Annotated in this window: 22 protein-coding genes and 2 pseudogenes; 23 read left to right on the forward strand and 1 reads right to left on the reverse strand. The window is 43.2% G+C overall.

Annotated features, from left to right (window positions below; genetic code table 11):
- Positions 1-408: 408 nt before the first annotated feature.
- From H1230_RS12560 to H1230_RS12670, 23 genes and pseudogenes are all read left to right on the forward strand, one after another.
- Positions 409-2,082, forward strand: a complete 1,674-nt coding sequence (locus tag H1230_RS12560; RefSeq protein ID WP_239715781.1) for a hypothetical protein — start codon at positions 409-411, stop codon at positions 2,080-2,082.
- A gap of 11 nt (positions 2,083-2,093) precedes the next feature.
- The gene (locus H1230_RS12565; protein WP_239715782.1) at positions 2,094-3,590 is read left to right on the forward strand and encodes an RHS repeat domain-containing protein; all 1,497 of its coding nucleotides are present in this window, start codon (positions 2,094-2,096) and stop codon (positions 3,588-3,590) included.
- A 20-nt stretch (positions 3,591-3,610) separates the two neighbouring features.
- Positions 3,611-3,967 (forward strand): hypothetical protein, encoded by a 357-nt coding sequence (locus H1230_RS12570; protein WP_239715783.1) that lies wholly within the window; start codon positions 3,611-3,613, stop codon positions 3,965-3,967.
- A gap of 420 nt (positions 3,968-4,387) precedes the next feature.
- Positions 4,388-5,167, forward strand: coding sequence for a recombinase family protein (locus H1230_RS12575; protein WP_239715784.1), 780 nt, complete (start codon positions 4,388-4,390; stop codon positions 5,165-5,167).
- Between the two features lie 161 nt (positions 5,168-5,328).
- The gene (locus tag H1230_RS12580; RefSeq protein WP_239715785.1) at positions 5,329-6,576 is read left to right on the forward strand and encodes an IS110 family RNA-guided transposase; all 1,248 of its coding nucleotides are present in this window, start codon (positions 5,329-5,331) and stop codon (positions 6,574-6,576) included.
- A 176-nt stretch (positions 6,577-6,752) separates the two neighbouring features.
- Positions 6,753-6,986 carry an HNH/endonuclease VII fold putative polymorphic toxin gene (locus H1230_RS12585; RefSeq protein WP_239715786.1) on the forward strand — a complete coding sequence of 78 codons (234 nt, stop codon included), beginning with the start codon at positions 6,753-6,755 and terminating at the stop codon, positions 6,984-6,986.
- Between the two features lie 15 nt (positions 6,987-7,001).
- Positions 7,002-7,385: an Imm50 family immunity protein gene (locus H1230_RS12590; RefSeq protein ID WP_239715787.1), complete on the forward strand. Its 384-nt coding sequence runs from the start codon at positions 7,002-7,004 to the stop codon at positions 7,383-7,385.
- Between the two features lie 615 nt (positions 7,386-8,000).
- The gene (locus H1230_RS12595) at positions 8,001-9,365 is read left to right on the forward strand and encodes an RHS repeat-associated core domain-containing protein (protein WP_239715788.1); all 1,365 of its coding nucleotides are present in this window, start codon (positions 8,001-8,003) and stop codon (positions 9,363-9,365) included.
- Positions 9,366-9,391: 26 nt separating this feature from the next.
- Positions 9,392-9,799 (forward strand): hypothetical protein, encoded by a 408-nt coding sequence (locus tag H1230_RS12600; RefSeq protein ID WP_239715789.1) that lies wholly within the window; start codon positions 9,392-9,394, stop codon positions 9,797-9,799.
- Positions 9,800-10,424: 625 nt separating this feature from the next.
- Positions 10,425-10,691, forward strand: a complete 267-nt coding sequence (locus H1230_RS12605; protein WP_239715790.1) for an immunity 53 family protein — start codon at positions 10,425-10,427, stop codon at positions 10,689-10,691.
- 66 nt (positions 10,692-10,757) lie between these two features.
- Positions 10,758-11,069, forward strand: a complete 312-nt coding sequence (gene tnpA / locus H1230_RS12610) for an IS66 family insertion sequence element accessory protein TnpA (protein ID WP_239715791.1) — start codon at positions 10,758-10,760, stop codon at positions 11,067-11,069.
- On the forward strand, positions 11,063-11,410 hold the full coding sequence (tnpB, locus tag H1230_RS12615; RefSeq protein WP_239715792.1) for an IS66 family insertion sequence element accessory protein TnpB: 348 nt from the start codon (positions 11,063-11,065) through the stop codon (positions 11,408-11,410). Before tnpA ends, tnpB begins: the two co-directional genes overlap by 7 nt.
- A gap of 66 nt (positions 11,411-11,476) precedes the next feature.
- A pseudogene (gene tnpC, locus H1230_RS12620) lies at positions 11,477-13,053 on the forward strand (IS66 family transposase).
- Positions 13,054-13,409: 356 nt separating this feature from the next.
- Positions 13,410-14,087, forward strand: a complete 678-nt coding sequence (locus tag H1230_RS12625; protein ID WP_239715793.1) for a response regulator transcription factor — start codon at positions 13,410-13,412, stop codon at positions 14,085-14,087.
- Complete coding sequence (locus tag H1230_RS12630) at positions 14,084-15,091, forward strand: HAMP domain-containing sensor histidine kinase (protein ID WP_239715794.1); 1,008 nt, start codon at positions 14,084-14,086, stop codon at positions 15,089-15,091. The genes H1230_RS12625 and H1230_RS12630 overlap by 4 nt, the downstream gene beginning before the upstream one ends.
- A gap of 83 nt (positions 15,092-15,174) precedes the next feature.
- The gene (locus H1230_RS12635) at positions 15,175-15,897 is read left to right on the forward strand and encodes an ABC transporter ATP-binding protein (RefSeq protein WP_481857137.1); all 723 of its coding nucleotides are present in this window, start codon (positions 15,175-15,177) and stop codon (positions 15,895-15,897) included.
- Positions 15,894-16,643 (forward strand): ABC transporter permease, encoded by a 750-nt coding sequence (locus tag H1230_RS12640; protein ID WP_239715796.1) that lies wholly within the window; start codon positions 15,894-15,896, stop codon positions 16,641-16,643. The genes H1230_RS12635 and H1230_RS12640 overlap by 4 nt, the downstream gene beginning before the upstream one ends.
- Positions 16,640-17,389, forward strand: coding sequence for an ABC transporter permease (locus H1230_RS12645; protein WP_239715797.1), 750 nt, complete (start codon positions 16,640-16,642; stop codon positions 17,387-17,389). The genes H1230_RS12640 and H1230_RS12645 overlap by 4 nt, the downstream gene beginning before the upstream one ends.
- Positions 17,390-17,954: 565 nt before the next feature.
- Positions 17,955-18,521 carry a hypothetical protein gene (locus H1230_RS12650; RefSeq protein WP_239715798.1) on the forward strand — a complete coding sequence of 189 codons (567 nt, stop codon included), beginning with the start codon at positions 17,955-17,957 and terminating at the stop codon, positions 18,519-18,521.
- Between the two features lie 433 nt (positions 18,522-18,954).
- Complete coding sequence (gene lepB, locus H1230_RS12655) at positions 18,955-19,590, forward strand: signal peptidase I (protein ID WP_239717280.1); 636 nt, start codon at positions 18,955-18,957, stop codon at positions 19,588-19,590.
- Between the two features lie 79 nt (positions 19,591-19,669).
- Positions 19,670-20,668, forward strand: a pseudogene (tnpC, locus tag H1230_RS12660) (IS66 family transposase); the annotation flags it as partial.
- 446 nt (positions 20,669-21,114) lie between these two features.
- Complete coding sequence (locus H1230_RS12665) at positions 21,115-21,387, forward strand: autorepressor SdpR family transcription factor (protein ID WP_275591214.1); 273 nt, start codon at positions 21,115-21,117, stop codon at positions 21,385-21,387.
- 5 nt (positions 21,388-21,392) lie between these two features.
- Entirely contained in the window at positions 21,393-22,154 is a 762-nt protein-coding gene (locus H1230_RS12670; RefSeq protein ID WP_239715799.1) for an SdpI family protein, read from the forward strand.
- 178 nt (positions 22,155-22,332) lie between these two features.
- Here H1230_RS12670 and H1230_RS12675 read toward each other — a convergent pair whose 3' ends face one another.
- Complete coding sequence (locus tag H1230_RS12675; RefSeq protein ID WP_275591249.1) at positions 22,333-22,530, reverse strand: FAD-binding domain-containing protein; 198 nt, start codon at positions 22,528-22,530, stop codon at positions 22,333-22,335.
- Positions 22,531-22,639 lie beyond the last annotated feature (109 nt).

Genomic DNA, 22,639 nt, shown 5'->3' on the forward strand with positions numbered 1-22,639 from the left:
ACCAATAACACACTTAACCTATGTAATGCAGCTACAAAAATTTCTTCATTTTATTTGTACGCACAAGAAATGCTTGGATATTATAACTTAAATATCGCTATACCGATACATTCGACAGGTCTTTTCAAATTCCATTTGCATCTGTAGATTACTATACAACGATAGGGACGGTGAGAAAAATATAAATCTCAACTTTAACAGTCGACACCGCGACAACTGCAGAACCGGCTGATCGAAAGCAAGACTTATAACTATAAGCATTTACTAACGACTTCTACGGCAGAACAACAAGGGGAGTACAAAGAATCCACCAGCTACACCTATGACACACAGCGTGAACTGGCCACGGCTATTCGCCAGAGTTATTACAGCTTAGACGAAAGCGAGGAATCCACTTACACCGAGAATTTGTATACGTACGATGCTTATGGCAATGTGCTGACGTATACGGACCCCAAAAATTATCGGTCCACGTATACGTATCACGGCACATTCCGCAGCCTACCGGTAAGTGAGGAAACGACGTATGGGTTGACAACGGGGAGTCCAGTAACCCAAAAGTTTATCCAAACGGTCTCCGGGGCGAAGCCGGAAGTTACCAAGTCAGAGCAGAAATATAAGAATAACTTGTCGGACACCACTGAGCAGACCGACACTACCGAGTATACCTATGATACGTACGGAAATGTCTTGACGACCAAGCTACTGCTGGAGGACAACAAAAACCAGTTGACCACGTATACCTATGACAGCAACAGTCTGTTCCCGGTCAGTGTGAAGCAACAGGTCACCAAGAACGGGACGACCCATACCCTTGAAGAGAAATACGAATACACTTCGGGTACTGGCTGGGAGAAGAGTTACCTGGATCCCAACGCGGTCAAGGCAGGTACCAGTGCCGTCGCCAGCCGCAAATATGAGACGCAATACGATCTGGTCGGACGCGTGACCAACATCAAATCGTCGATGATCACCGGCGAATCGGCCAAGCCGGAACGGACCTTTTCTTATACCTATAACACGACAGACCAGACCTATACCACCCAAGGAATAGACGAAGAGGGCAATAAAACGCTTAGCATCTATGACGGCCTCGGCCGCATCCGCGAAGTGAAGGCCCCCGCCGCCAATACGGTGATGGACAGCACCACGGCTACCCATAAAACGGTGACGAAGCAGTCGTACTTCTATAATGGGTTAGGTGAAGTGATTACTGTGAAGGATGCGCTCGACCGTGCGACCCGTTACGACTATGACAATGTCGGACGCGGCAAATCAGGCATCTCGCCCATGAATATTGAGATGGGTGCTTCCTTCAATGATATGTTGCGAACGGTTACGACCACATCACCGATCACACTGACCAGCAGTGCCACGACCGAATCGGTTAGTGATGAATTAGGCCGCATGACCAGCACCAAGCAACTGAACAGCGACCCCACGAAGAGTGACATTTTACAACGGTCCACGGCCTATGAGGTCGGAAAGGATCCGTTCCGGGTCTCGTCTGCAGATGGAAATGGAAATCAGGAGACCTATCAAGGCAATGGTCTAGGCTTGCTGGGTGACCTGAAACAGACGATTAACGGACAGGAGCAAATTTCTTCTTACGGCTACAACAAATTGCGGCAGACTACCAGCAAATCTATCGGTGGACAGATTCAAACGTCGTATGCTTACGATGAGCTGGGTCAGCGCATCTCCAAAACCGACACTACCGAGGGTACCGAAACCTATGGTTATGATGACAACGGAAACCTGACGGACGGTACCGATCGGCTGGGCAATCCAGCGCTGCATACGTATGATGAGCGGAATCAGTTGGCCGCTTGGAACTATGGTTCTGCAGGCAGTGCGGTGACGGCTAGCTTCACCTATTACAAGAATGGTCTACGCAAGTCGATGACGGATGAGACCGGCACGACACAGTACCAGTACAACCGGGATTCCACGCTGTGGAAAGTGATGTATCCGGACAGCAAGAAGGTACTCTACGAATATAACGAATCCGGCACACGTAAGAGCATGACCGACCCTTTGGAGCGATCACACTATACCTGTATGACAATGATGACCGCATGACGAAGGTCTCTTTGAAAGAAAGCAGCACCGGCACCGAAGCTACGCAAGCCCAATATACGTATACCGGCAGCGTGCTGGATACCATCACCTATGGCAATGGCTTTATTACCCAATATTTATATGAAGACGGGTTTGGTCGTCTAACGGGTATGAAACATCTGAAAGGCAGCACGATCCTGAATCAATACAGCTATACCTATGATAACAACGGGAATATTACAGAGCGGACCTCCAACGGTCAAACTGTAACTTTCGGCTATGATGAGTTGGACCGGATCATCGCCAGCAGCGAAGCCAATGAACAGTATAGCTATGATGTCAAGGGCAATCGGATGGTGCAATTGTCGACGGCATCAAGCCTGCACACCGACACGATGGATTATACCTATGATCAGGCCAATCAGTTGAAATCGGTCACTCGCAACGGCACCGCAACCACCTATAAATACGACGGTGATGGCTTGATGCGGGAGAAGAACAACGGCAACACCACCCGGTTCTATTATGACGGCGAGAATATTATCGCCGAAGGCAGTATTTCTGGCAGTACGGTTAGCTTTAAAGCCAGATATGTGCGAGGCTATCAGCTGATCAGCATGAAGAATCAGTGGGGTACGGTAGGGTATTACCTGGAGAACGGTCACGGTGACGTAGTGAACCTGTACAAACAGGATCAGACGCTCTTGAACACCTACGACTATGACCTTTGGGGAAATCCAAAGGTCACCGAAGAGGCAGACCAGTACAACAATCCCTTCCGCTACGCCGGTGAATACGGGGATACCAATACGGGCTTGCAGAACCTGCGAGCGCGATGGTACGATCCAAGTATTGGAAGGTTCATCACCGAGGATACGTGGGAAGGACGGATTAACCATCCGGACAGTCAGAATCCGTATGTTTATGTGGTGAATAACCCATTGATTTACGTGGATCCAAGCGGACATATTTTTGATGTAATCTTTGACATAGCTTCTCTTGCTTATGACACGTATCAGTTTGTACAAGACCCGAGTTGGGAAAATGTAGGTTATATGGGTCTGGATGTTGCCGCAGCAGCGATTCCTTTCGTTCCTAGTGCGAGCGCCCCGCTTCGATCGTTAAATAAAGTGGATGATGTATCCGACGCGGTGTCTTCCGTGGCTAAGGTATCGGGTAATGCAAGGACATTCACTTCACCTGACAAATATGTCGGGGAAACTGCAACTGCAATTGAAGCGAAATATCCAGGCAGAGTCGTCGATGTTAATAAAAACGTGTATCGACCAGATGGAACTAAGTTAACAGATTATGATATCGAACTTGATAATGCGATAATACAGGTCAAATCAGGTTCGGGAAAAGGTGCAACTGGTCAGGCTTCAAGGACAGCATCCAGTTCAAATAAAGAGGTTATTATTTATTTGCCTGATCAAAGCCCAAATGCAGCGGTAGTTAAAGGAGCACAAAAGGAAGGATTCAAGGTGTTTACTAATCAAGATGATTTAATAAATTATGTAGGGAGATAGACAGGGCAGGAGGTGTAAATATGCAATGGATTATATTAATTGGAGATAATTTGAATCTCAAATCAATTCGGAACATAGTGCATTTTGGTGCAAATAAGACTGCCGATATTGATGATAAAAGATTTGTTGTAGACTATGGTGTCGATCATGTGTTTTATGATGAAGTGGATAACATAATAAATGATTATGAGACAGAAGAATTTGAAAAGATCCCGTTTCAAAACCCGCATTTTATCATGATGACTTATACTTCTAAACAAAGGATGATACAAATATTAAGTCAAGATAATTATTTGCAAGGAATCTACATCGATAACGACCATGGAATGATAGTACCGATAGATGAATTTATTAAGTCACCCAAGACTGATTATTAATCATTAAAGATATGAGACGCTTTATACTTGAAAAAACCTTGATCGAGTGCTCGTTGCTCAATCAAGGTTTTTCTTTACCCTATATTCACCTATTACCTACATCATTAGAACGTCCTAAAATCGAAACTCGCAAGCGACAATGCATAACTGAAAATGAGGACGAGCACACAAGTGAATAGGAGAAACCGATACCTCATGCACGTTAATTTCGATCAGCATGAAATGCAGCTATCACTTAGTCTTGAGCCGGGTATGCTCCTCATGCACGTAATTGCGGAACCACAGCCCTTGCAAGTAGAAGTCTAAATCCCTCTCTTGTCAGCAAACGACCGTTCTCATACAATCACTCAGTATCAGATGTCGGGGAAACATGTTGAGTTACAGCAACTTCTAATGCTGTAACCGAGAGAGGGGAGAAACATGCGAAATGCCGTTGGTTATGTCCGAGTATCCACGCAAGGACAAGCAAGAGACGGATACAGTCTGTCATACCAAGTCGATGAAATTCAACATTACTGTCAGGAGAACAACTTGAATCTCATTCGCATCTATGAAGATCGAGGAATAAGTGGAGCAAAAGTCGATGAAGAAGGACTCACGGTTGAACGAGAAAGCTTGCAGAACATGCTTGCTGAGCTGCCACACATGAACATTCAGTCCGTCATCGTACTAAACACTTCACGCTTATGGCGTTCAGACATGGCAAAAGTATTAATTCAACGAGAATTGAAACGGAATCAAGTCGATGTGCAATCCATCGAACAACCGAATTACAGCATATTCACTCATGATCCCAATGACTTTCTTGTCAACGGAATGTTGGAACTGCTTGATCAGTATCAACGCTTAGAAATTACTTTGAAGCTTGGCAGAGGAAGACGTAAGAAAGCCGAACAAGGCGGTTACGCTGGCGGTGGCATAATTTTCGGATACAAATCTAACAAGGGACAAAAGGCGATAACGATTGATGAAGAGAAGGCAAATATTGTTCGGCGATTATTTGAATTGAAAGTAAGCCATTCCATGTGGACATTAACGCAATTTGCTGAACAACTGAATTCAGAAGGCTATCATACATATCAAGGCAAAGCCTTCACCAAGGTACAGATCAAGCGCATATTCGATCATGAATCTATGTATCGGGGAACGTATATCTATGGAAGTATTGAAGCGGTTGGACAGCATCAAGCCATTATCTAAAATTATTTTCAAACGTTACTTAAAAAAGTGATGGATATTATTATATATCGTTTTGTACAGGAAAGAATGGACTGGCTGGCGTGCCAATGCGGGTCATATGACTAACGCTCGAACTGAGGTTGCCGACATTCTTTTCAACATTAACGATATGGAGGGATACAATGCGTCATTTTAAGGAAAAGCATATTTATATCGGGGTGGATGTGCATAAAGGCACTCACACTGCAGTAGTGATCAATTGCTGGAATGAAAAGCTGGATGAAATAACTTTCCCCAATATCCCAAGTGCTTTCGGGGAGTTTCTTCAACGTGTGAAAAAGCAGGTCAAGAAGGGATTCTCACCGATTTTTGGATTGGAAGATGTGGGTGGAGTTGGTCGTTCATTAGCATTATATTTATTAGAGTACAAGTGTACCGTTAAATCGGTTAATTCAGCACTATCGTATTCCGAGAGAAAGAGCTACCCAACCACACAGAAAAGCGATAGTTGGGATGCTGAATGCGTGGCTCGAGTTCTGTTAAGTAAGCTGGATATGGTGCCTGATGCCGATCCACAAGACATATACTGGACAGTCGGACAGCTAATGTCTCGCAGAACAGGACTTATCAAGGCGCATATTGCCTTGAAGAATCAACTGCATGCACAGTTAAGTCATCATTACCCAAGTTACAAGAAGTTTTTCTGCGACATTGATGGGAAATGTGCGCTTGTATTCTGGCACACGTTTCCCTCACCCGAACTACTTGAAGGTATGGAAGTGGAAGAACTGGCAATCATTCTTCGGAAAGCGAGCCACAATACTTGCTCCACAAAGAAAGCAGAAGAAATCCTAAACATTGTTAATGAAGATGGGGACACAACTCGAGATTATCAACATTACAGGGACTTTCTCATTCAAAGTTTCGTTCGGGATATTCGATTCAAGCAAGAGGAAATGAAGAACATTCATGATGAATTACGAACGCTTCTCACACACATCGACTACAAGCTGGAATCCATGCCAGGTATTGATTTGGTAACCGCAGGATATTTGATTGCAGAGATCGGGGACGTTCATCGTTTCGCAAGTCCTAATAAGTTAGCCAGATTTGCAGGGATCGCCCCCGTAATATTCAGTTCGGCGGGGAAAGGTAAAGCCATGAAAAGCAGGCAAGGAAATCGTATTCTTCATGGGCTGTTTTACAACTTAGCAATGCAACAGATACAAGTAGCTAAAGGTAGTCGCAAACCAAGAAATCCGTTATTTCATGAATACTTTCATAAACGGATTAATGAAGACAATAAAACTAAAGGACAAGCTATGGTTTGCGTCATGAGGCGGTTGGTGAATATTATTTACGGGATGATGAAGAACAAGACAGAGTTTGTTTTGCCTGAACCCAAAACGATAGAAAAGCAAGTAGGATAAGGCGTATATTGGTGGTAATTGGAATAGATGACTATACTAATTTAAAAAAAGAAATCAGCTTTACTACATAGGGTACAGGTAATGCTCTTCCAAGCAGAAATGGTGCTCTAAATGAAGCTAAACGTGATGCAGGCATACCTAGAAGCCAACAACCTGGATCTGTCAGCCGTGAACCTATGCGTAGCGTAGAACACGAAGGTGGACACGTCATTAAAGATGAAAATGGTAATGTTATAAAGACGAGAGAATATCAATACACAAATAATAATGAAGAAAAGATAATTATTCAGGATCACGGTGCAGGTCATACAAAAGGTGATCAAGGCCCACATTTTAATGTTCGACCTGAAGAGTATCCACGTACTGGTAAAGTTCCAGGAACAAAAGAACATTATCCTTTCGAAAAATAAACAGGAGATGATTGCATGTGGCATAATATACTACAGGGAAGCAAATTTATTTCTAACTTATACAATGATGTTCCTCAACTTAAAAATGTTCGTATATCTGCATTGAAAATTCAAGATGAAGGGCGAAAAGTATCAATTGAGTTTGATATACCAATCTATACTGAACGACCTCCACAAAAATGGGTGGACTTGGGGTATAATACTGTTTTTGTTGAGATAGACTTTTTTGATATTAGTGATATATCTTTAAAATCAGTAGGAAACAAATTTATAGGAGACATAGAAATAGATGAAGTCGAATCAGGATTAATCATAATCAATATATCTGGATCAGTAATAGCTTCAATTACAGCGGATGTAGGTATGATTCAATCTGTTCGAGGATATATTAATAGCTGATAGATATGAATTAATAACCTTGATTGGCTTCTTCATGCCTTTCAAGGTTTTCTTTTTTGGTGGGGGCTACCCAGTGCCGAATGAATGAACCCATCATTAAACCAATAACACATCTAACCCATGTAATACCGCTACAAGAAATTTTTGGTTTCCTTTGTACGCACGTAAATACTTGAAAAGTATAACCTAATTAACGCTAAAGCGTTACATAAAACAGGTCGATTATGGTCAGATACCACCATGATGAACCTGTTTTTTGTTATCTTCGCTTTCTTGCGGTTTTTCAAATTCAACCGCAACTGTAGAATGATCTGTGGCGATAGAGAGGGTGGGAAGCAGGAATCGCAACTTTTAAGCTGTCCGGCACGACAACTAGATTATAGACAGACAAAGTAAAGAGCACTTTGTCCGCAACATAACTGACTATTGCAACGATGATTACGGTGCAGAAAAGAAATCTGGTGACGACCAGTCAATATATACAGGTAAGGCAACGTTGTAAGGCTAGCCACCTTGCCCTCTAATATAGTCCGGAATTCGTTAAAAAATTTCGATTGGGTACTGAACATGGAAGGAGTAGAAGTTTCGATTGACCGCATTGTAATGTAAGCTCAAATGGCCGCTTGGAACTATGGCTCTGCTGGCAGTGCGGTGACGGCTAGCTTAACCTATTACAAGAATGGGTTGCGCAAGTCGATGACGGACGAGACCGGCACGACACAGTACCAGTACAACCGGGATTTCACACTGCGGAAAGTGACGTATCCGGACAGCAAAATGGTACTCTACGAATATTACGAATCCGGCACGCGCAAGAGCATGACCGACCCTTTTGGAGCGATCACGCTGTACCTGTATGACAATGATGACCGCATGACGAAGGTGTCTTTGAAAGAAAGCAGTACCGGCGCTGAAGCTACGCAAGCCCAATATACGTATACCGGCAGCGTGCTGGATACCATCACCTATGGCAATGGCCTGATTACCCAGTATTTATATGAGGACGGGTTCGGTCGTCTGACGGGCATGAAACATCTGAAAGGCAGCACGATCCTGAACCAGTACAGCTATACCTATGATAACAACGGGAATATTACAGAGCGGACCTCCAACGGTCAAACCGAAACCTTTGGCTACGATGAGTTGGACCGAATCATCGCCAGCAGCGAAGCCAATGAACAGTATAGCTATGATGTAAAAGGCAACCGGACGGTGCAATTGTCGACGGCTTCGAGCCTGCACACCGACACAATGGATTATACCTATGATCAGGCCAACCAGTTGAAATCGGTCACCCGCAACGGAGTTGTCACCAGCTACAAATACGACGGTGATGGTTTGATGCGGGAGAAGAATAACGGCAGCACCACCCGGTTCTATTATGACGGCGAGAATATCATCGCCGAAGGCAGTATTTCTGGCAGTACGGTTAGTTTTAAAGCCAGATATGTGCGCGGTTATCAGCTGATCAGCATGAAAAATCAGTGGGGTACGGTAGGCTATTATCTGGAGAACGGTCACGGTGACGTAGTGAACCTGTACAAACAGGATCAGACGCTCTTGAACACCTACGACTATGACCTTTGGGGAAATCCAAAGGTCACCGAAGAGGCAGACCAGTACAGTAATCCGTTCCGCAACGCCGGTGAATACGGGGATACAAACACGGGCTTGCAGAACCTGCGAGCGCGGTGGTACGATCCAAGTATTGGACGATTCATCACCGAGGATACGTGGGAAGGACGGATTAACCATCCGGACAGCCAGAACCCGTATATCTATGTGGTGAACAATCCCCTGATTTACGTGGATCCAAGCGGACATATAGCTACAACAGTAGCTGGTGCCATAGTGGGTGGAGTTATTAGTGCAGGAGCTAATATTTATCATCAAGTGGCAACAGAAAATAAAAGCTGGAAAACATTTAATTATGGTGAATTGGCAGTAAACACTGTAGGGGGGCGGCTACAGGCGCTTTAGCTGGAACAGGGATCGGCATATTTTCAATGGCTGGCATTAGTGGAGGAGTAAATGCAGGGGTTACCTGGGCATCTAATAAACTAAATGGAGAGTCAACTTCTGTAAAAGACGCTGCTGTAAGTTTTGGCACAGGTGCAGTATCGGGACTACTAGGAGGAAAAGGGGCTCTTGCAGATCCTGAAGTTAAAGCCGCTACGAATAGTTTATCCAAATTAAGCGGAATGGCTAATATGGGTGCAACATGGACTAAATCAGGATTAGATATAGCGGAAGAAACGATAAGAACCACTACACGAAAGGCTTTTACCTCTGGAACTGGGAGGGGAATTGCAGGATCAATTATAACAAGCTATGAAGATTTTAAAGATATCACATCTACTATCAAAGATAAGGCCGAGAATGCTTATGAGAAATTCAATGAATTATTTAATTAAATAAATAAACTTCATGTTGGAGGCCTGCTCAATGTAGCGGGCTTTCTTCAAAATTGGGAAAGGGTGAGTATGATTATTTTTTTAAAGGGGTTTTATGCTGTAATTGGTGGATTTGCACTATTATGGATTGTATCTTCAGTTATAGCGAAGAGAGGAGACGGATTTATTCGTGTTTATATTCCCTCCTGGCTAAGCAAAACTCTATTTTTTCGGAGAATCCAAAGCAAGGTACCATTATTATCTATTTTGACTCAATTATGGTTGTATTTTTATTTTTCATGCACTTTTCTAATGTATGTAAAGAGTATTGTATCATTTAAAGAGTACGTAGCACTAAATTATGATATCTTCATCTTTAATTTATGTGGTTATGTCTTTTTCGTCTTAATTGATATTGCTGCCCAGGAATTGAGAAATAAAAGACGAAGACGATAAATTTCTTAAATCTTTGACAAGTCATAATCCTGATAAATAGATTTTTAAGCGGCGACTTGGGATTGGGTATATCACCAGAGAACAAGTCGTCAGTATTATATTGGAAACGTTTCAAATTGAATAATAAAATATCATCAGCGTTTATGCTATCTAGGGCCTGTACTCAAACTGTACTTAAAGGGTATGAAATATGAGTGGATTAAAATGGCTGGAAAATTGGTACTTAGAAAACTGTGATGGAGACCGGGAGCACGGGTATGGTATTAAAATTGAAACGCTAGATAATCCTGGTTGGGCTGTTGATATACACCTAGATGGGACATGGTTAGAAGATAAGATGTTTCAAATTATCAAAATTGATCGTACTGAGATGGATTGGGTTTATTGTAGTGTGAGTGATAACATTTTTAAAGGAAATGGTGGGCCAAATAACTTGGAGGGTAAGCGTCAAACCTAGCACACCTGTAGATCTTAAACCAGTCATGAGATCATAGGCATATCTTAAATCAAGGAGATCTGCCCGATGACCAAAGCACAACAACGCCAGAAGGAATGGACCGAACGCATCGCGAACTATCGGACCAGTGGACAAACCATGTCCGTCTGGTGCCACAGTCATGGGGTCACGCCGCATCAATTAAAATACTGGCTTCGCAAATTAGATCCCGTGACCCCTCGGACTTCTGCACCGCGCTTTATCCCCGTTACTTTGACCCCGCAATCCCCGGTAGCCTCCTTGACTCTTCGAATAGGACCGGCATCCATTGACATGCAGGAAGGATTTTCTCCCGAACTGTTGCGTCAGATCGTTCGTGCGCTGGAGAACCTATGCTAACGCTGCCGGAAAAGGTTTATTTAGCCGGCGGCAGCACGGATTTGCGCAAGTCCATCGACGGGCTTGCCGCCCTGGTTCAGGAGAGCTTTCAGCTCGATCCGTTCGGACCCTGTCTATTTGTGTTTTGCAATCGCCAGCGCGACAAACTCAAAATGCTCTACTGGGAACATAATGGCTTCTGGTTGTTGTACCGTCGTCTGGAACGCGGAACGTTCCAGTGGCCGGGCCCCGGCAACCCCCCGGTTGCCGTTTCTTTCCGCGAACTTCGCTGGTTGCTTGACGGGCTTGCCCTTCACCAGCGCCAGGCTCATAAGCAGGTCACGGCTCAGACCGTCGTTTGAAAGATTTTTTTTATTTTATTAGACTTGGGTAGCAGGGAAATAAACAGCTTTGTCGAAATTTAGGGTATGGAAAATCGAGCGAATTCCCCATCCACAACTGAAGAGTATACAACTAAAATAGCCAAACAGGATGCACAGATGCCGAGCTGACTGCTAAACTCCAGTGGTACGAAGAACAGTTCCGTCTGGCCCAGCATAAACGCTTCGGCACCTCCAGCGAGAAAACCCATCCGGATCAGTTGGAGATGAACCTGTTTAATGAAGCCGAAGTGTTGGCGACTCCGGCTTCCGAAGAGCCTCCGACCGAGACGATTACCTACAGCCGCAAAAAATGGACGGACAGTCGCGAGGCCAAACTGGAGAAATTACCCGTCGATACCCTTCACTACGAACTGCCCGAAGAAGAGCAAGTTTGTACGTGCTGTGGCGGAGACCTTCATCCCATGAGCACGGAGACCCGGAACGAAATTACCGTGATTCCAGCAGAAGTCAGAGTCCAACGTCACATTCGGCAGATCTATGCCTGCCACCGTTGTGAACGCGAAGAGATTCAGACGCCGATCGTTACGGCTCCTATGCCTAAATCGGTCTACCCAGGGAGTCTGGCTTCGCCGTCCATTCTGGCGCATGTGATGAACCAGAAATATGTGGAAAGCCAGCCGCTTTATCGCCAGGAGCAACAGTTTGCCCGGTCGGGGCTGACGCTATCGCGGCAGACCCTGGCGAATTGGATGATGTACGGGGCGGATCAATGGCTGACGCCGCTGTTTGAGCGAATGAAGGAGCACTTACTGCAACAAGATATTCTGCATGCGGACGAAACGACGCTGCAGGTGCTGCGTGAGCCTGGAAAGTCCGCAGAGACCCAGTCCTATCTGTGGCTGTACCGGACCGGTCGCCTGGGGCCGCCCATTGTGTTATACGAATACCGCCCGACGCGTGGAGGGGAACATCCCCGAAACTTTTTGGCTGGATTCAGCGGATATCTGCACGTGGACGGGTATGCCGGTTACCACAAGGTGGCCAAAGTGACCTTGGTCGGGTGCTGGGCTCATGCGCGCCGCAAGTTTGACGAAGCCCTGAAGGCCTTGCCCGCCTCGGAAGCACGGATTGGAACAGCCGCCCAGCAGGGGCTCACGTTTTGCAATCAGTTGTTCGCGATGGAGCGAGAACTGAAGGAAGTGACGCCGGAAGAACGGGGAATCGTCCGAATGGAGCGCAGTCGCCCGATTCTGGATGCTTTTTCGGCATGGCTACGTCAGCAAAAATCTCGGGTCCTGCCGAAAAGCGCACTGGGCCAAGCGATTACCTACTGCCTGAATCAGTGGGAGAAGTTGACCGCTTTCCTAAAAGACGGGCGACTGGAGATCGACAATAACCGCAGCGAACGGGCGATTAAACCGTTTGTGATTGGACGCAAAAACTGGCTTTTTGCAAACACTCCACGCGGAGCTAAGGCCAGTGCCGTGATCTACAGCGTAATGGAAACGGCAAAGGAAAACGGGCTAAATCCGTTCCAGTACTTGAAGTTTCTGTTTGAACAACTTCCACAGCTCCCTGATCTAAAAGATGCGGAAGCGCTGGACCCATTTTTGCCTTGGTCATCCGCTTTGCCACCGATCTGTCGGGTATTGAAATCCTAATCTCATCTTAAAATTACAGCCCTCATCTTGGTGTCAAGGTGTGGGCTGTTTGACGCTTACTCTTGAAAGAACTCGCGGATTTCCGTAATGTTCTTGCGGGAGTGTAGAACGACCGGCTCCATCAGTACATGGTTGTTATTAGACTGCACGGCAAATCCGCTATTGAAACTCTTTGGTTATTTGCCTTGCAGCGAAGCGGGTCGGGCTTAGAAAGGAAGATTCGACGAAGAGAAAAGTTCTTGTTCTATAAGGGATTCAAGACCGATCAAATGGAGTTTAGAATTCAACGTACTGCTGGTTTTTAGATTGTGTTAATCTGTCTAATAGTAAACGCAATTGAGAGAGAGGGATGTTCCTTGACAAGAAACGTATTATATATTGAAGATAATGAGAAGATAGGCAGTTGGGTAAAAGAAGAATTGGAACAGCGGGGATTTTCAGTTCAGTGGCTGCTTTCTGGTGAAGGAGCCGAAAAAGAAGTGAATCAGCATGAAATCGTTATTTTAGATATCATGTTACCCGGTTTAGACGGATTTACTGTGGGAAAACGATTAAAAAAGGCAGCTCCTGCTGTTCCTATATTGCTGTTAACTGCTCGAACATCGATAGATGATAAGATAGAAGGTTTACAATTTGCTGATGACTATTTAACGAAACCATTCCATACGGATGAATTAGTTGCAAGATTAGAAGTATTAATCCGTCGAAGTGGTGGAACACATTCCGAACGCATTTCATTAGGAAATTATATTGAAGTTGATCCAGAAGTCCAAATGGTATTTGACAAACACACAGGAGAAGAAATTATATTGACAGGGAAACAACACCAAATTCTAATGTACTTCTTACACCACCCCAATCAAGTTTTACCAAAAGAACAAATTTATGAAGCGATTTGGGAGGAAGTTTATATCACTGGTGATAAAACATTAATGGTACATATCCATCGACTGCGTCAAAAGCTGGAACGTCATCCGGATTCGCCGGAGATTATTGAAACGCTGAAGGGAATAGGCTATCGGGTGAAGCTATGAAACAGACCAGATCCTTATTTCGCCGTTTTCTAAAAGTGCATTTTCTATTTATTTTTTTCCCTCCAATTGTGCTTATTTTCTTCTCCGCGTTCTTTGGGTCTTCTATCCATGGAGCAAAGCTCAATACGTTAAATCTATTTTACGCTACACTGCTTTTGTTTAGTTTTATTATGCTTGCATTCGTTGTAATTTCTTGGCTGTTCTTCTTGAGACTTCGTAAACGTATTACCCGCTTACAGGAGGCCATGTCATTTTCAGCTAATGATCATTCAATTCCTAAGCCCATAACGGTTCAAAGTGATCGTATGGATGAAATAGAGCGGTTAGGAGGTTCTTTTAATTGGATGATTCAGCAGATTGAGGACAGCCGCAAGCGAGAATATGATGAGGAATTACTACGAAATCGGCTCATTTCGAATTTATCTCACGACTTACGAACGCCTCTTACCATTTTGAGAGGACATATCACCCGATTAAATAAGGAATCCATAAGTTTAGAAGGACAAAGCTCATTAACAGAGATGAACCATACGATTACAAGAGTCGGAGAACTAATGGATGATTTACTTTCCTATACATTGCTTACATCAGGGAAACATCCTTTTGAGCCCGCTTCAACTGATATTGGACGTTTAGTAAGAGCATCTGTTGCTGCGTGGTATCCTGTATTTGAAGAACAAGAAATTCAGCTCGATGTTGATTTACCGACAGATGAGACTTTTTATTGGGAAGCAGATCCTAAATGGATGACACGGGTTCTGGATAATTTATTTCAGAATATATTTCGCCATGCAGCAGAGGGGAAATATGCAAACATTGTGGTTGATGTAGAAAATGAATTGATCATTGTTGCAGACAGAGGTCCAGGTATGGGTAACTCGTCCTATGAGCGCGGGGCGGGGATTGGTTTATCGATTTCAAATGTTATGTTGAACAAAATGAAGCTGAAAGCTGACTTTACATCAAATGAAAATGGCACAAGGGTAGCTATTGGTAGAGCTTAACCTAAAGTTAACCCAGAATTAAACAACATGATCACCGGGATGTAACTTTGCTTCTTTATAATTAGAACCATAACAGAAAGGAAGTGTTATGGTTGCTTACAATTCATAACGTAGTCAAACATCGCGGAACTCAAGAAATCTTATCAGGGATCAGTTTTAAAGCTAGACCAGGTAGAGTAACTGGTTTTTTAGGTCCAAATGGGGCAGGTAAAAGTTCTACACTTCGCATCCTGCTTGGATTAGATCATGCCACCTCAGGAAGTGCACTAATTAATGGAAAGCCATTCGCAGAATTACAAAATCCTCTAGCAACAGTAGGTGCTGTACTTGATGGATTTGGAGCTCATCGTATGCGAACAGGACGGGCACATTTGCGTTGGATTGCCCGAGCCGCAGGATTGTCTCGCTCACGTGTCGAGGAAGTTCTGGAAATAGTAGGTCTTACTAATGCAGCTGGTAAAAGAGTTGGGAATTATTCCATTGGTATGGGGAGAAGACTTGGAATGGCAGCTGCATTACTTGGTGATCCAGAAATATTGGTTTTAGATGAACCCGTAAACGGGCTCGACCCGGAAGGAATTCGTTGGATTCGGACATTTTTACGTGAACGTGCTGAGTCTGGAAACACGGTGTTACTATCCAGTCATCTAATGGGAGAGCTTGCAGAGACGGTTGATGATGTGGTGATTATTAAGTATGGGAAAATCGTTGCAGATGGAACATTGGAAGAAGTAATAGGTAACCATTCCACGCTGGAGAAAGCCTTTTTTTTCCTGACATCTGAAAATGCAGGTGAAGTTGTATGAGAGCATTCAACGCGGAACTATCTAAATTGTTCTCCCTGCCGGGCATTTGGCTTGCCTTTTTCATTGGAGCATTTGCCCCAGCAGTCATTGCTGCCTTGGACAGTACAGCACAAAAAGAGGAGATTATAGCTGGAGTTAGCACACGGCTATCGGAAGTTGGTTATATCGGATTAGCTCTTGGTGTGCAAGGTGTAATTATTCTTGGTGTGCTTGCTGTCAGCAGTGAGTATTTGACAGAGAGCAGTGAATCTGGTGGAGGACAACAGATTACAACAAGTTTAACGGTTGTTTCATCCCGACTTCATTTTTTGCTGGCAAAAGCAGGCGCTGTGACTGTGATCAGCATACTGCTATGTATTGTTGCTATTATGACAACTGTGTCAGCAACGCATCTTATTCTTGGTGAATACACCCCTGCATTTGAATGGTCTAGACTTATCGGTGCAGTTTGTTACTGGACATTCACTGCTCTTTTAGCACTTGGGATTACTTTGCTTACTAAGAATGGCATCATCCCGCTTGCTGTGCTCATGATAAATTCATCCGTTGTATCATTTAGTGTCCTGCTTGCTAAGGTTACAAAGTTGGCGTTTTACTTACCAGATAGGGCTGGCGCTGATATGTTTATGTTTACGAACAACAGGTTTCACACCCCGTTCACAGGCGGTTTAGTTATGTTTACCTGGATAGTCGTTTTTTTCATTGTTGCTGCTATTGTATTCCATAGAAGGGACGTTGCATCATGAGTGTCTCATCTAGCAGGAAGATAACACGAATCCTAGGTGCTGAACTGGATAAATTAGTTACATTACCATTGACATGGCTCACTCTTACGGGTACATTTGTTATTAATTTAGTTTTAGCCGCAGCTTTTACTTCTGTTACTCTACAAGGGGCAGCAGGAGCGCAAAGTATACTGAATATAGGACTTGCTTCTATGGGATATCTTCAAGCAGGCTTCATTATTCTTGGGATCTCAGCTACTTGTTCGGAGTATACAGGTGGACAGATTCAAACGACTTTAACTACAATACCTTGGCGCGGGCTTCAATTATTCACGAAACATTTGGCATTAGCAATTATAACCATACCTGTGGCATTTATTATTGCTGCATCTGGTGTGCTATATCCTTTTATTATGCTGAGAGACACTGCAGTAGTGGATGAACTGGACATAATGATAGAAACATTAGTAGGTGCAACAGGCTATCTAACATTAACCACACTTCTCAGTGCAGCTATAGGTGCTTTATTAAGACGAACCACTCCTGCTTTAGTGGTACTGCTTGGTTATTATTTCATTGTCAGTTCATTGTCGAGAGATTTTCTACATAGTATTAAAAATTATTTTCCGGATACGGCAGGATATTATATGTATATGCTACCTTCTTCTGATGAAATAAATGTCCTTACACCAATGCAAGCCTGCTTTAGTGGTACTGCTTGGTTATTATTTCATTGTCAGTTCATTGTCGAGAGATTTTCTACATAGTATTAAAAATTATTTTCCGGATACGGCAGGATATTATATGTATATGCTACCTTCTTCTGATGAAATAAATGTCCTTACACCAATGCAAGGGACGGGTATTTCAATGTTATGGACACTGATCTTTATTATAGTAGCTATTGTATTTTACCGTAAACGAGAAGCCTAAGTTTAGGTTTCGTGTTTTTTTCAAAATAAGGAATGAATGAATTGCTAGAAGTATGCCCTTACCTTATTGGAAGGGACAACTACCGTTTCTTTTATCAAACAAACATATGGGACACCCATTTTCTTGTAAATGTACATATGAATTATCTGATAGGAAAGAGAGTTCAATACTCTTTTTGCTGTTCAAAATAATTAATGAATTTCTTAGGAAAAGGGGTGAAAAATGAAATCCTCTAAAAAAGTTAAAGTATACGCTTACCTTTGCTTTCTGGTAGTTTTTTTACTGATTTTTCCGGTTATTGCACACGCAAAATCAGTACACTTAATATTGGTTAAATATGATTCCGAGATGAAATCCGTTGGTTCCAAAACGTACGTTGAAAGGTCGATGGAGCCTTCTTTGCAGAAGGGAATATTGGAAGATATTAAGGTGTCTACTGAAGCTATTGCGAATGTATTTGGAGGAAAGAGTGCTTCTCCCTTCTTAATATTTGTACAATCAGATCAAGGGCAACAGAATTATGCGGAAAACCCCACTGGGCAAACATATTATTATTCTTGGGGAAACTACATTGTGTATGGGCCGAAAGGAAGAAATACGGCTGTAATATCCCATGAGTTGGTTCATGCTGAGCTTAGAGAGCGCCTTCTGAATAAGGATCGAGTGCCCGCCTGGTTTGACGAAGGGCTGGCTACTATGGTTGATGGACGGTATTCGGATAATCAGTCTGTATGGGCCCGTGAAACGGATAACGGGAAACAGAATATAAATTTCGATAAAATGAACTCGCATGCCGCATTCGCATACGGTACAGCAGAGGCTGAAACTAATTACAATCTGGCTTGTTATGAAGTAACCCGGTGGTATTCAATTGTTGGACAGGATGGGATAATGAAATTCATCTCCGAGTTGAATTCCGGCAAAGATTTTAACTCCGTATATTCAAGTATTGAAGCAGATTCCTAAGAACATTCAGGCATAACCTAAAACGAACACGATGTGGTAAGCGTCAAATAGCCCTCATCTTGGATCAATTATGTATTATAATAACTCATGATGAACAATTGCTAACGAAATTAGAAGAAACTAAGAATCCGATAAATAGATTGTCATCTTGTGAATGATACTCGCAAGAATCAGAATAATGCGATTGTGATCCGGTGAAGTGATAAAGTGATTTAATGCAGCAAAAGGAAGCCATGAACGAATTTGTTATGACCACAAGATATAGGATTGAAGGAGGAAGGAGTCGTTAAATTTTTGTTTGAATTTCTCAATATGATTAAGTGGAATTTATAAAAAGAGAGAGGGGGAACTTTCCAAAGTACCTTTTAAGGGGTCCGAGGATGCGATTTCTTCGGAGTATTTTGTGAGTTCAAAAAAGAGGAATTCTGAAAGGATGATAGTTGTGCAGCAAAATTTGCAAAAAGGACTTGATGAGGTTGGAGGAACAGGCCAACTTCCACTCAAGAAGAATAAAAACGAAATTTTAGAATGGATTAAGGCAATCGCGATTGCTGTAGTGCTTGTTGTTTTGATTCGCTGGCTTTTGTTCAAACCCTTTATTGTTGAAGGTTCTTCAATGAAGCCTAACTTTCATACTAGAGAACGAGTGATTATAAATGAGATTTTGTATGATATAAGATCCCCTCGCCGGGGTGAGGTCATTGTATTTCATGTGCCTTCCGAGGGTAAGGATTTTATCAAACGGGTCAGCGGTGTTCCTGGAGATTACGTAAAGGTTGAGGGGGATGTAGTCACTATTAACGGAGAAGTGGTTAGCGAGCCTTATATCAAGGAAGCTATCGATGATGCGCATAATAATAATGCTTTGTATAATAATAAGAATTTCCCAAATGAAGATTTCTCGGATGCGACAGTACCGAAAGGATATTTATTCGTAATGGGAGATAACCGTTCGGACAGTAAGGACAGCCGAATGATCGGATACGTACCATTAACGGATGTTGTCGGACGGGCAGATCTAATTTTCTGGCCCTTGGATGATATAAAAATAATCAACTATAATAGATAGTCAACTGGGAATACTGATTAATAAGGCTTCCTTGATGGTTCTGAGTTTGTTTTTGAGTGGAGAGGAAAAGAGAGATTTTTATAGCTGCGGGTTGTGCTTGGGCCATTTCCGCCAACAGTTTGCCCGGTCGGGGCTGACGCTATCGCGGCAGACCCTGGCGAATTGGATGATGTATGGGGCGGATCAGTGGTTGACACCGTTGTTTGAGCGAATGAAAGAACACTTGCTGCAACAGGATATTCTGCACGCGGACGAAACGACGCTGCAGGTGCTGCGTGAGCCTGGGAAGTCCGCGGAGTCACCGTCTTATCTGTGGCTGTACCGGACCGGACGCATGGGTCCGCCCATCGTGTGTTATGAATACCGCCCGACGCGTGGTGGGGAGCATCCCCGAAACTTTTTGGCTGGATTCAGTGGATATCTGCACGTGGACGGGTATGCGGGTTACCACAAGGTGGCCAAAGTGACCTTGGTCGGGTGCTGGGCTCATGCGCGACGCAAGTTTGACGAAGCCTTAAAGGCCTTGCCTTCCGCGGAAGCCCGGATTGGAACGGCCGCGCAGCAGGGGCTCACGTTTTGCAATCAGTTGTTCGCGATTGAACGAGAACTGAAGGAAGGGACGCCGGAAGAACGAGGAACCGTCCGAATGGAGCGCAGCCGCCCGGTTCTGGATGCTTTTTCGGCATGGTTACGTCAGCAAAAATCTCGGGTCCTGCCGAAAAGCGCACTGGGCCAAGCGATTACCTACTGCCTGAATCAGTGGGAGAAGTTGACTGCTTTTCTGAAAGATGGGCGACTGGAGATCGACAATAACCGCAGCGAACGGGCGATTAAACCGTTTGTGATTGGACGCAAAAACTGGCTTTTTGCAAACACTCCACGCGGAGCTAAGGCCAGTGCCGTGATCTACAGCGTGATGGAAACGGCAAAAGAGAATGGACTGAATCCGTTCCAGTACTTGAAGTTTCTGTTTGAACAGCTTCCACAGCTCCCTGATCTAAAAGATACGGAAGCGCTGGACCCATTTTTGCCTTGGTCATCCGCTTTGTCAGCGATCTGTCGGGTATTAAAAGCCTAATCTCAACCTAAAATTCCAGCCCTCATCTTGGTGTCAAGGTGTGGGCTGTTTGACGCTTAGCTTCAAGTCACTGATAGACAAGGGTATAAACCTAAGATCATGTGAATTAATCACATTATTATCTCCTTTAGCGATTACTGATGAGCAATAATAGGCACTAGGATCATACTCGTGACAAACAGAAAACAACTTTCATTAATTCCCATTTTATGGTAAACCATTTGATTAGTTATTACAATAGTATTGAAGTGACAGCTCAGATGAACCCTTTTCTCTAAATGGAGCGGATTACTCACTCTTGCTCATTTACTGATATGTTTTGACAGAATGTTTTTTCTATGTTAAATTAAAAATATTATTTTCTGATTTAGCTAAATAGCTAAATAGCTAAATAGATAAATTAAAAGCTCCCAAATACCAAAATGTATGTAGAAATGAGGTTAAATATGGCTATTAACAAAGTGTTCAAAGCCCTTGCTGATCCTACGAGAAGGGAGATATTAGAACTTTTAAAAGAAAAAGATTTAACGGCTGGGGAAATAGCTGAACATTTTGATATCAGTAAACCCAGCATCTCACGCCATTTGAATATTTTGAAGGAAGCTGAATTGGTGTGGGATGAGCGAAAAGCGAATTATATTGTTTATTCGTTAAATACCACTGTTTTTCAAGGCGTACTAAAGTGGCTCATTGATTTCCGAAATGAAAAGGAGATGTGATTATTTTGACTAAAACCGTAAGTAAACTTCGTTTGTGGACGGGATGGTTTATCCCACTTGCTTTGATTATGATAGCTATTGGAGTTAGTGTGTGGACGTACCCTGCATTACCGAATCGCCTAGCAACTTATAGTGATGTAGATTGGGCTACTCGAAAAGAATTTATTGTCACTTTAATTCCTGTTATTATGTTGTTTATTTTCACTTTGTTCCGACTAGCTCCTTTTATTGGACGTAAATATATGGATATTCAACGATTAAAAAGTATGCTCAATGCCCTGCTTGTTTTTATGATGCTGTTGCTGTTGGTTCTTCACACGGTTATCTTATTGCAACCTTTGAATTATCAGGTCCCTTTTAGAGTGCCGACTATCGTTTCTATTGTGATCGCCATCTATTTCATTATGATAGGGAACTATTTACCACATATCCAACGCAGTAAACTTCCTAAAGAACCTGCTCATTCTAAGGGAAATCTACAAGAAGTATTTATTTCCGTGATAAAAATGAAATTGTTAGGTTTGAATTTCTTAGCAGACCTGTATCTGCTTGGTTTAGGATCTAATAATGATAATCCACGCTTGCAAAAGCAATTACGTTCCTTTGCGTCACGTATTCTGATCTTTGGTGGGATGATCATTGGCCTAACGGCCTTCCTCCCAGGTAACTACCCCATCGTTGGTATGATTGTCGTCGTCGTAGCTGTTGCAATAACGTCGATTATAGTAGTCGCTCGTTTAAAGAAGACATACAAAGCTATTAATTAGAGAGCATCATGATAAATACTAGAGTACTCATTTTTTTTCATAGATCGCCCATCCTTGCAAATAAATTTTTTGTATAAATGTAACAGGATGCAAACTGAAAACCTTTCGTAACGAATAGAGCTAGTCCTCCTTTCGTTATGATTACATATGTAATTAGTGGATTAAAGGGTAGAATACCTTATTTTTTTGTTTTCAAAATCCGCCCATAAGTTTCAATAGCAAGGGCGCGTGAGCTCTTCAGATCTACAATGGCCTCTGGCCGGGCGAGATGGATTTCTTTGTTGGACAGATGGGCAAGCTCTGGCATCCAGTACCGAATATATGTTCCCTCTGGATCATTCGTCTGGGATTGGGTGACCGGATTCCTTGGAGGAATTACTGGTTATTTTCCAGGAGTGGTCTACAAAGCATGAAAAATAATGTGGATTGGATTTAATTCAAAGTAAAAATATGTTTCTTTGAACGAACCTTGATTGGCACAATGC

The sequence above is a fragment of the Paenibacillus sp. 19GGS1-52 genome, assembly GCF_022369515.1.
In the GTDB taxonomy this organism is placed as follows: domain Bacteria; phylum Bacillota; class Bacilli; order Paenibacillales; family Paenibacillaceae; genus Paenibacillus_AQ.